This is a genomic window from Oribacterium sp., assembly GCF_057249185.1.
On sequence record NZ_DBHIGR010000067.1, the window covers coordinates 1 to 10,490 of the forward strand.

The window sequence follows — 10,490 nt, forward strand, 5'->3', positions numbered from 1 at the left end:
GTACCGGTACCATTCAGTATCAGGTCAATATTTCCGGTAGCGGCTGGAGTAAAACCTATGAGAATGGACAGGTCGCCGGAGAAGGACAGAGCATGCCTATAGAGGGAATCCGCGTTTTCCTAAATGGCAGTTTAAAGGATCAGTATGATGTGTACTATAAAACCTCGGTACTGGGCACCTGGCAGGATTGGGCGAAAAACGGAGAAGACAGCGGAAAAATCGGTGTAGGAATGCACATTGACGGTATTTTAGTCACTGTGGTAGCAAAGGGGGAAAGCCCCAGAGAGGAACAGCCGGAGCAGAGCCATAAGGTTTCCAAGAGCAATGTGGACGCTTCCAAGCCCATGGTTGCCCTGACCTTTGATGACGGTCCCGGAAAATATGAAGACCGTATTCTGGCAGCCTTCCAAAAGTATGGCGGAAAAGGTACCTTCTTCTTCGTAGGGACCCAGGCAGAAAAATATCCTTCCGTAGTGAAGCGTGTGGCAGAGGCAGGACATGAAGTTGGTAACCACAGCTATAAGCATGAGAATCTTCCAAAGCTTTCTCAGACAGGAGCAAGCCAGTCCCTGGCAAAGACCAACGAAATTCTAAGAAAACTTTCCGGTCAATCCGTTTCTCTGGTTCGCCCTCCCTACGGAGCTACCTCCGCCAGCGTTAAGGCCGCTTTACAAAGCCAGGGACAGCCTTCCATTCTTTGGAGCATTGATACCCTGGATTGGAAAACCAGAAACTCCAAAAGTACCATTAACACCGTATTACAGCACGTAAAGGACGGAGATGTCATCCTGATGCATTCTATCTATTCCCAAAGTGCCGATGCGGCAGAGGTACTGATTCCCGCCTTACAGGAACGAGGCTTCCAGCTGGTAACCGTATCCGAACTGGCGAAGGCCAGAGGCGTAGACCTGCAGGCAGGACACAACTACGGCTCCTTCCGGAAGAAGGGCTAAGCAAAGAAAAAAGAAAATAAAAAAGAGCTGAATCAGTAAAGACATCAGAAGGCTTTTCAGAAAAATAGCTTCGAAATAAGGGGCAATCTGAGCCCGCGGGTTCTTGGCTTTTGTTTTATAAAAGCTTAGAACCCCTGCGAGGCGAGGTTAGCGGGAGCGTGCCCCTGTTTCGAAGTTATTTTGTATTGAAAAGCCAAAATAATAGTCTTTATTCAGCTCTTTTTATTTCCTTTTTTTCATTTACCTCAACTTCCCATAAGAAGGTTCTTCCGTACTGCCTCCAGGAAGTCCCTGCAGGACTCGCTACAGCTGTCCTTGTCCACGGGAATCAGCGCATTGCCACCGATATCCAAAAGATACAATGTTTCCATATCTATGATGTTTTTTAGCTCTTCATAGTACACAATCATACTGCTGCGTTCCGTCTTCATCAAAAAGTAGTTTTTATAGAAGGCGATGCTTACCGGTAAATTCAGCTTTTTATTGGAAGACCGATACAGATTCTGAAGTTGTCCCTTATAAAGATAAAACAGAAAAAATGGAACAAGAACCATAAGAATTACCATGCAAATGGCAAAAAAGCTATTTCCAATCCAATACTGAGTAAATGCCAAAAGGCCTAGAGCAAACCAAAAGATAAAAACCAATCCCCAGATTTTCTTCTTATAATAGGACATCATGAAACGAATAAACTTCTCTTCACTGGGCAGATATCCGGCGGTATATTCCGGAATCTTATCCCCTGCGCGGCGATAACGATGAAGCTCTTCCGTAGTCCATCTTCCGTTTTTCAGACCATCTACGTCCTGCTCTGAAGAAGTATCCTTCTTCTGTACTGCTTCAGAGCTCCCTCCATTGTTCCTGCCTTTTCTATCCTCAGAAAACTCTTCTTGATTTTTAGCCCTAAGCTTCTCGGATTCTTCTTCTATGAGATGGTACTGCTCCTCCTTGGATCTTCTGGCATTCCACCTGGCTAAGTCTTCGGAAAGCCCCACCAGATCTTCTTCCATATCTCTATTTTCTTCTGCTGCCATGCTTTTTCCTTTCTGTTCCTACTGTCTTTTTCTTTGCTCCTTTTCGCACGGAAAATCCGAAACTTCCCAAGACTTTTCCAAGACCGAAATATTGTCCGTGGGAATAAGCCAAAAGCTTTGCCTTTTCCAGTTGCAAGCGTTTCTTTTCATCCAATAAGGAAGAATCTACATGAACCGCCAGGATTTCCGCCAAAAACAGGTCGTGACTTCCCAGCTCCAAAACCTGCTTTACTTTACATTCCATATTTACCGGGCACTCTGAAATCATGGGAACGGAAAGCATTTTCCCCTCTTCCTGATGCAAATGCAGTTTTTCCCATTTATTGATATCTCTTCCGGAACGTACACCGGCCTCATCCGTTTCCCGTACCAAATCTTCCGTAGGAAGATTTACTACAAACTCTCCGGTTTCCATCAACATAGCATGGGAGTACCGCTCCTTTCGAACGGAAATGGAGAGCATAGCCGGTGTGGAGCAGACTGTTCCTGCCCAGGCCACCGTAAGCATGTTGCTTTCCCCTTTTTTATTTTGACAAGTCACCAGCACAGGAGGCACCGGATACAGCATATTTCCGGGCTTCCACATTTCCTTGGCCATAGAGCTTCCTTTCTTCCAAAACAATACAATTTATTGTATCGAGATTAGGATGGAAATTCCTCTTTATACGATGGGAGGATGTTCCAAATAGGGGCCCACAAAAGCCAGGAAAAAGCTGAGAATTGCCGCTCCGAACAATGCTGTCAGAACAATTCCCACCACAATGGCAATCAGCTGGGCTCTGGCAAAATTTCGAATATTCTTATTCTTCGTAGCTCCGAGACTCATGATAATCACCACAATAAGTCCTACCAGAGGAATCGCAAAAACCACCTGATACAGGAAGAAGTGAAGAGCCGGTACCACCTTAAGCTCCTCAGGCAGGTCTTCCTCGGAAATATCCCATGGGCCCGGCCTTCTTTCCAAAGTATCTCTGCTGTACTGTTTTTCCATGCTCTGCTGCTCTCCGCCTACAGTGCCTTTATTATTCTCGTATCCCTGTTCTTCCATAGTGCCTCCTTTATACTGTCCTTTTCCAATCCTTCTCCAACCCTTTGTTTATACCATGAATCGGCTTTCGGTAGCAAGCGAAAGGCATTTCAAAACCATCGTTTGCTTTCTGAAATTGTGCATTATATAATAGAAAAAAATATTTGAAAGGAGAATTTGCTATGTCTTGTACAACAATTTTGGTTGGTAAGGATGCCAGCTACGACGGTTCCACTATGATCGCCCGTAATATGGATTCCGGTTCCGGAGAGTATACTCTGAAGAAAATGATTTCCGTTTCCGGAAAGAATCCTCCCAAGAAATACCGTTCCGTGCTGTCTCATGTGGAGATTCCTCTTCCGGACAAGGCACTGGATTACATTTGCTTCCCCAACGCCTTAAACGATAACGGTATCTGGGCAGGCGCCGGTACCAACAGTGCCAATGTCTCTGTTTCCGCTACGGAAACCATTACCAGTAACGAGCTGGTGCTGGCAGCGGATCCCTTGGTAGTACTTCACAAGGAAGGCAGGGCAGAAATTCCCGGAGGCATCGGGGAAGAAGATATGGTAAGCTTACTGCTTCCCTATATCCATTCCGCAAGAGAAGGAGTCCTTCGTCTCGGAGAGCTCTTGGAAAAGTACGGCACCTATGAGATGAACGGAATCGCCTTCTCCGATACCAAAGAGATTTGGTGGCTGGAAACCATTGGCGGACACCATTTTATCGCCAAAAGAGTTCCGGATGATTCCTATGTGATGATGGCCAACCAGCAGGGCATCGACTCCTTTGATTTAAAGGATGCCTTCGGAAAGCAGGAATCCCACATCTGCTCCAAGGATTTAAAGGAATTTATCGCAGAGCATCATTTGAATCTTTCCTATGAGGAAGAGTTCAATCCAAGAGATGCCTTCGGCAGCCACTCCGATGCGGACCATGTATATAACACTCCCAGAACCTGGTATATGCTGAAGACCTTGAATCCCCACTGCTTCCGTTATGAAGGGGAAAATGCAGACTTCACCCCGGATTCCGATGACATCCCCTGGAGCATGGTGCCGGAGAAGAAGATTAGTCCCATGGATGTAAAATACGTGCTCTCCTCTCATTTCCAAGGCACCAAATATGATTGCTACGGAAAATACGGAGATACCGGTTATGTGGGACAGTTCCGTCCCATCGGCATCGAGCGCACCTGCTTCCTGTCTCTCCATCAGAATAAAGAAGAAAAGATTAAGGACTTGGAGTGCATTACCTGGCTTGCCTTCGGAAGCAATGTCTTTAATGCCCTGATTCCCCTCTTCTCCTCCGTGGGAAAGATTCCCGCTTACTTCAGCACCACCAAGAAGGAAGTCAGCACCGACAGCTTTTATTGGAACAACCGGCTCATCGGCGCTTTGGCAAATGCTTCCTACGCCATCAGCCGTTTCCACGTGGAGCGCTATCAGAACTCCGTACAAGCCAAGTGCTATCAGCTGATTCTGGAGTGCAAGAAGGAAATTGCAAAGAAAAAGAGAAGTCAGGAAGAAATTCGAGCAATGCTGGAAGAATGCAATGAAAAGATTGCCCGTTGTGCCAAGCAGGAAACCGCCGAGCTTTTGGACAAGGTATTGTTTGAAGCCAGTAGCGTGATGAAAAACTCCTATTCCCGCTCCGACGCTTAGAGGCACTGCCCCACGATAAGAGGAAACTCCCCATTATAGAAAGAGGTATATTTATGACAACATTGATTTCCGCGGAAGATACTTGGGCGCTATGGACTATTCTGTCCCTTAGCGTGGCCATCTCTATATACCTGGAACAAAAATATGTCTGGGCCAACAAGATTACCGGCTGTATCTTAGCCACAGTCTTCACTTTGGTGCTGGCAAACCTGAACATCATCCCTACAGAATCACCGGTATATGATGCGGTATGGAGCTATGTAGTTCCCCTGGCGGTACCCCTGCTCCTCTTCAATGCCAACGTAAAGAAGATTTTAAAGGAATCCGGCAGAATGCTGGCCATCTACCTTCTGAGTAGTGCCGGAACTCTCTTGGGCGGCTTTGTTGCCTACTTTAGTTTGAAAAATGCTATCCCCAAGCTCAACGATATCATTCCCATGTTCGTAGGAACCTATACCGGCGGCGCGGTAAACTTCGTAGCTATGTCCGAACAATATGCTGTCCCGGGAAAAACCGTATCCGCTGCCATCGTTGCGGATAATCTTTTGATGGCGCTTTATGTTTTCGTTCTTATTTCCCTGCCCTCCATGGCCATCATCAAAAAGCTGTATAAGCAGCCCTATGAGGATGCCCTCTTGGCACAGTCCGAAGAGGACCGGGATAAAAACAAAACCATGGCAGCGAAGTTTTGGGGGGCAAAAAGCATTTCCCTAAAGGACATTGCCTTTGCGGTAGGCATTGCCTTTACCATCGTAACTGTTTCCACCAAACTCTCCGGAGTCATCAGCGGTTTCTTCTCCGGAAAAGACGCCTTCAGTCAGTTTATGGGCGGTTTCTTCGGGAACAAATACCTGCTGATTACCACCATTACCATGATGATTGCCTCTTTCTTCCCGAAGCAAATGTCTTCCGTGAAAGGCTCTCAGGAAATCGGTACCTTCCTGATTTACCTCTTCTTTGCGGTAATCGGTGCCCCTGCCTCCATTCTTTTGATTATTAAAGAATCCCCACTGCTTTTGGTTCTGGCTTTGATTATGGTAGCGGTTAATATGATTATTTCCCTGATTTTCGGAAAAATCTTCAAGTTCTCCATCGAAGAAATCATCATTGCCTCCAATGCCAATATCGGCGGCCCCACAACAGCAGCGGCCATGGCGGTTTCCAAGGGCTGGACAGAGCTGATTATCCCGGGACTTTTGATCGGAACTTTGGGCTATGTGATTGGAAATTATTTGGGAATCTTTGTGGGAATGGTTTTGCATTAAACAAAACTATACCGACTTTGTAAAAGAATCTCATTCTGAAAAAGCGCAAAAAATCAGAAGAATAAAGCACAGAAAAATCAGAAGAAGACGCAAAGAAAACAGAAGAAAACAGAGGCTTGCAAAAAATCAAAACTGTCTCCTATATAGCAGGAAGACTATGGATATCTTGATTTTTTGTAGGCCCTTTTTCTAGTCCAGTAGCCAATCAATTAAGCTTACAACATGAATTCCCTCATATTCTTCATCCAATGCTTTGTCTAAAGTAATTACCATTTTTGTATAATTATCGGGAATTTGCTGTAAAGGCTTCAATTCTCTGTTTCTTACCGTCTCCTCCAGCATGCTCTCCGTAACTTGTACATAAAGCTTTTCATTGGCCTTTGTAGCAACAAAATCAAGCTCCAAACTAGCTATTTTTCCAATAGCAACATCATAGCCTCGACGCAATAATTCAAAATACACTATATTTTCCAAGCTATGTCCCCTATCTCTATCCCGAAAACCTAAGAGATAATTTCTTAATCCGATATCCACGATGTAATATTTCCCCAGAGTTCTCAAATACTCCTTCCCCTTAATATCAAATCGCTTGACTTCGTAGAACATAAAGGATTCTTTTAAAGCGCTTACATAAGTTGCTATAGTTTGGGTTGCCGGCCTACCCTGCCTCTCACGATTTTCCAGCAAATTTTCCGATACCAGAGTATTGCTCACGGAATTTAAGGATGTAGTGTTGCCGATATTATCAGCTAAAAATAGTATGATTTTTCTAAGAAGCTCCGCATCCGTAATCTGCCGCTGTCCTCTTCTTTTTTCCCTTTCTAAGATGTCTCGAAGCACCACCGTTGAATAGATGCCGTCCAGCACAGTCATCACTCTATCTTGCTCCAAGCCAAAATCTGCAATTCCGGGCATTCCGCCATACCGCATATAAGCATCAAGTAAATCTCTTGTTTCTGCGATTTCTCCATTTTCCTTCCAGGCACGTTTTTTTGTTTCCCCAATAGGGGTCTGATAGTCTTTCAAAATATAACCATGAAAGTCTATGAATTCCTTAAAGGACAACGGATACATTTTCACTTCTATATACCTTCCGGCCAAGTAGGTGGAATACTCCGAAGACAAAAGATAGGAATTTGATCCTGTAATATAAATATCGCAGTTAAAATCTACGCGAAAGGAATTAATCGCATTTTCCCATTGATGAATTCTTTGTAATTCATCAAAAAACAAATAAGTTCTTTGATTCTTCGAAATCTTTTTTTTCACATAAGCATATAAATCCTTATAACTCATTTCTTGAAATTCTAAGGATTCAAAATTGATTGCTATAATCTGCTCTTGTTTTACTCCCGAATGCAAGAGATATTCCTGCATCAGCTTTAAAAGACTGGACTTACCACACCTTCTGATTCCCGTGATAACCTTCACCGGCTCCGTGTCTTGAAAAGCAATCAATTTATTCAAGTAAATATCACGTTCCTTTAATTTTCTATTCTCGCCCACCTCTTACACCTCCTTGCAAAACTTGATAATAAGAATACCTTAAACTTTTATTTTTTTCAAGTTTAAGGTATTTATCAATCAAACTTTTTTCTATTTTCCTATTCTTTTTCTTGCTCTACTTATTTCTGTGTTTTTTATTCTGTTGTATCTGATTCTGTTGTATCTGATTCTGTTGTATCTAATTCTGATTTTTCATATTCTTATCCCGTTTTTCTGTTGTTTGTCTCCTCCCTCTGTTGTAAAATAGTTCTGTTGTATTTTTTCTTGTTTGCTGATGAATTTTAAGCTATGAAGGAGGATTGCATGGCAGATTTTCAAGAAAATTACCTAGGAACAAATCGACAGGAGGAGCAGGAGCGGGTACGACAGCTGGCCGATGATCCTGATGTACAGGCACGACTCACAAAGATTCGCGGGGAAATGCAGGAAAATATTAAATGGAAAAATTATCTTATCGTTGCGGCCATCGTAGCCGGTTTACTGATTATTGTGTTTAAGTTATTCGGAATTTTGCTTGTAGGGCTCCTTTATTTTTTTGTCTATCGTCCGAAAAAAGAGCAAAGAAACGCTTACTTTGCAAAAGGCGGTAAGAATAACGATGATTTGTATGCGGAGGAATTCCTAAAGCCCATTCTTCAGAAAATCTTCCCAAAAGCAAATCTTGGACAAAGAGGAAGCCTGCCTCTACAGGCCATGAAAAAGGTAACGCCCAAATCAGAAAAATATGAGCCTTTCTTCTTCCTGTCTTTAGGAGATGAGCAGGATACTCGCATGTGTAATCTCTATTCTTCCCACACGGAAACCAGAATTGAGACCAGAGACGGAAAGGAATATGCAAAAAACGTTCAGGTGACAGACTTTGTCGGACAGGTATTTTCCATGCAGCTCCCCGTAAACTTTAACGGACAGCTTCGAGTAGTTCCTACCAAAAAAACTTTAGTTCTGAAACGAGAAGTACAGGATGCCTATCCCGGAGCCCTGCCCGGAGAGCAAAAAATTGATGTGGAAGATATTCAGCACAACGAAAACTTCAACATCTACTGTAGCGATGAGCTTTCCGCAAGAAAGTTCTTAAGCCCAAGAGTCTTGACCTGGTTTGACGAACACATTTCTCAAAACGGTCTTTGCGTCTATCTGGAGGGAAATAAGCTGTATATCTCCTTATATACCGATAACTTCATCTTCCCCACACCTCAGACTCCTGAAGAAGTAGACGGCCTGTCCATTGAGAAGGAATATAAGGAGCTTCGGAAGCAGCTGGATTTTCTTTTGGATTTTACGAAGGTATTCCAAAGCTAAAAGAAAAAGAGCCTTTTTAGGAAAGCCCATCAAAAAGACCGATAAACCCGCATAGCGATGGTTTATCGGTCTTTTTTCTTTGGGGGAACTTTCCTACTGTTCCATTCAAGAGCACCGTACTATATCAAGGACAGCATCAAGCTAATGCCATAGCCTGCAAAGATAAAGCCACCCATAGGAAAGGCATCTTTAATCTTTATTTTCTTTAGAAGCAGAAAGGGGATGAACGTAATCGCACAAAGAATAAAGGAGAAAAGAAGAATGATACAGGCTGCACTGATACCGGAATAAAAGGCAATGGCAGCATATAATTTCACATCTCCCATTCCCAGTCCCCCCTTTGATAGGAATACCATCAATAGAAGAAAGAGCAATAAAATAAACAGGGAACCTAAAGACTGGAAAAGGAATTCTTTCCACCCAAGGTGATAATACAAAATTTCAATGAGTCCTATCACTACCCCTGCCACCAGAAAAATCAGTACTAAGATATTCGGAATAATGTATTTTTCCCCGTCTACAATGGCCGCTACAGCCAAAATAAAATACAACAAAGTCAGACGAACGATAGCAAAGGTATCTACTGCATTCTGTGCCGTAAAGTAGCCCAATACAGCGGAAAATAGAATAAACAATCCATACAATATATTTTTTGCCTTTTTATTGAAAATCGGATGGGTTTCCTTTTTATCTATCCCTTTTTGCTGTTGCTGTTTTTGATGCCATACCAGCAAAATGTGGCTTAGCTTAATAGCTAACAAAGAGAGAAGCAGATACAATACACCGATGCCTATTTTTAAAGCCATGTTTTCCCCTTTAATAGTCTTCCAATCCCCACAAATGAACCTTCACTTTCTGGGATAAGTCCAATGGTTCTGTTTTAAAAAGATTGAACCAAAACTTCATCTTGTACTTGGCAACAAGGGTTAAGTCGCCGTTATTGACCGTCCCGCTAAGCTCCATGTTCCCTACAACGCCCAATTTTTTTAATTTAGTATAAGCACTGAGTTTATTTCCATCCCCGGTAAAATAGGAATAAAACCGATCCTCCAGTACACCGGAAGACACTGTTTCATTCTTGTGCCAGCTTTCCGCAGAAGAGAAGCTTTGGTCTCGTACCACATAACGCTCAAATCTTTGCAAAATAGTACTTACACTGGTATTCTCCAAGCTTATTTTTTCATTCCAATAAGGATCCAGACTCAGACTATTGGCCGTTTGCACCAAAGTATGCATCACCTGATTCTGCGCCGAAAACACAAAGAACACACCATTCAATGCCATAAATAAAAAGCAGAATATGGGCAAGATAATCGCCGCCTCTAGGGTAACGGAAGCTCTTTCTCTAAGCAGCGTCTCTTTAAGATTATTTTCAACGGTATCTTCAACGTGATTTCGATTGCTCTTCATTTTATCGTTTTCCTCTTTTCCTATCATGAGTCCTCTCCAAAAGAAGTAACCAAACCGAACAAATCCTTTCCTAGATTGATAAAGGAATCTACCAATCCTGCTATCTTGGAGAGATCACTTATTTTATTATTAAAATACTGGCTAAAATGGACCGTATTGACGTAATGAAGCACATCCAGGGTTGAGGCAACTGCCACTACTTTTACTTTGTTGGATTCTTTTAAGCCAACTTTCTCCAACAAGGGTGCAAAAAGAAAATCAAAGCTTTTTTCCGCTTCCAGTACATAATGGCATCGTCCAAGATCATCCGGAACTCTCTTTACCCTTACCGT

Annotated in this window: 11 protein-coding genes; 4 read left to right on the top strand and 7 right to left on the bottom strand. The window is 43.0% G+C overall.

Features of this window, described 5'->3' with window-relative positions:
* On the top strand, window positions 1–953 hold a 953-nt coding region (locus ACO4PX_RS05315), incomplete at its 5' end, for a polysaccharide deacetylase family protein (protein ID WP_485571846.1).
* A 245-nt stretch (window positions 954–1,198) separates the two neighbouring features.
* On the opposite strand, the gene ACO4PX_RS05320 is transcribed toward ACO4PX_RS05315, so the two are convergent.
* From ACO4PX_RS05320 to ACO4PX_RS05330, 3 genes are all read right to left on the bottom strand, one after another.
* On the bottom strand, window positions 1,199–1,987 hold the full coding sequence (locus tag ACO4PX_RS05320) for a hypothetical protein (RefSeq protein WP_485571848.1): 789 nt from the start codon (window positions 1,985–1,987) through the stop codon (window positions 1,199–1,201).
* Window positions 1,968–2,585 (bottom strand): flavin reductase family protein, encoded by a 618-nt coding sequence (locus tag ACO4PX_RS05325; RefSeq protein ID WP_485571850.1) that lies wholly within the window; start codon window positions 2,583–2,585, stop codon window positions 1,968–1,970. The genes ACO4PX_RS05320 and ACO4PX_RS05325 overlap by 20 nt, the downstream gene beginning before the upstream one ends.
* 63 nt (window positions 2,586–2,648) lie before the next feature.
* On the bottom strand, window positions 2,649–3,035 hold the full coding sequence (locus ACO4PX_RS05330; protein WP_485571852.1) for a hypothetical protein: 387 nt from the start codon (window positions 3,033–3,035) through the stop codon (window positions 2,649–2,651).
* Between the two features lie 161 nt (window positions 3,036–3,196).
* On the opposite strand from ACO4PX_RS05330, the gene ACO4PX_RS05335 reads away from it, so the two are divergent.
* A complete protein-coding gene (locus ACO4PX_RS05335) occupies window positions 3,197–4,678 on the top strand; it encodes a C69 family dipeptidase (RefSeq protein ID WP_485571854.1) in 1,482 nt (493 codons plus the stop codon).
* 53 nt (window positions 4,679–4,731) lie between these two features.
* Window positions 4,732–5,943 (top strand): DUF819 family protein, encoded by a 1,212-nt coding sequence (locus tag ACO4PX_RS05340; RefSeq protein WP_315365618.1) that lies wholly within the window; start codon window positions 4,732–4,734, stop codon window positions 5,941–5,943.
* A 189-nt stretch (window positions 5,944–6,132) separates the two neighbouring features.
* Here the strand turns inward: ACO4PX_RS05340 and ACO4PX_RS05345 are convergent, their stop codons facing one another.
* Window positions 6,133–7,449, bottom strand: a complete 1,317-nt coding sequence (locus tag ACO4PX_RS05345) for an ATP-binding protein (protein WP_315375748.1) — start codon at window positions 7,447–7,449, stop codon at window positions 6,133–6,135.
* Window positions 7,450–7,752: 303 nt separating this feature from the next.
* Between ACO4PX_RS05345 and ACO4PX_RS05350 the strand changes: the two genes are divergently transcribed.
* Window positions 7,753–8,748, top strand: a complete 996-nt coding sequence (locus ACO4PX_RS05350; RefSeq protein ID WP_315375749.1) for a DUF3137 domain-containing protein — start codon at window positions 7,753–7,755, stop codon at window positions 8,746–8,748.
* A 119-nt stretch (window positions 8,749–8,867) separates the two neighbouring features.
* On the opposite strand, the gene ACO4PX_RS05355 is transcribed toward ACO4PX_RS05350, so the two are convergent.
* From ACO4PX_RS05355 to ACO4PX_RS05365, 3 genes are all read right to left on the bottom strand, one after another.
* Window positions 8,868–9,554, bottom strand: coding sequence for a prepilin peptidase (locus tag ACO4PX_RS05355; RefSeq protein WP_485571856.1), 687 nt, complete (start codon window positions 9,552–9,554; stop codon window positions 8,868–8,870).
* Window positions 9,555–9,564: 10 nt separating this feature from the next.
* Window positions 9,565–10,185 (bottom strand): TadE family protein, encoded by a 621-nt coding sequence (locus ACO4PX_RS05360; protein ID WP_485571858.1) that lies wholly within the window; start codon window positions 10,183–10,185, stop codon window positions 9,565–9,567.
* Window positions 10,182–10,490: hypothetical protein (locus ACO4PX_RS05365; RefSeq protein ID WP_485571860.1), on the bottom strand; the 309-nt coding region annotated here is incomplete at its 5' end. The genes ACO4PX_RS05360 and ACO4PX_RS05365, both read right to left, overlap by 4 nt.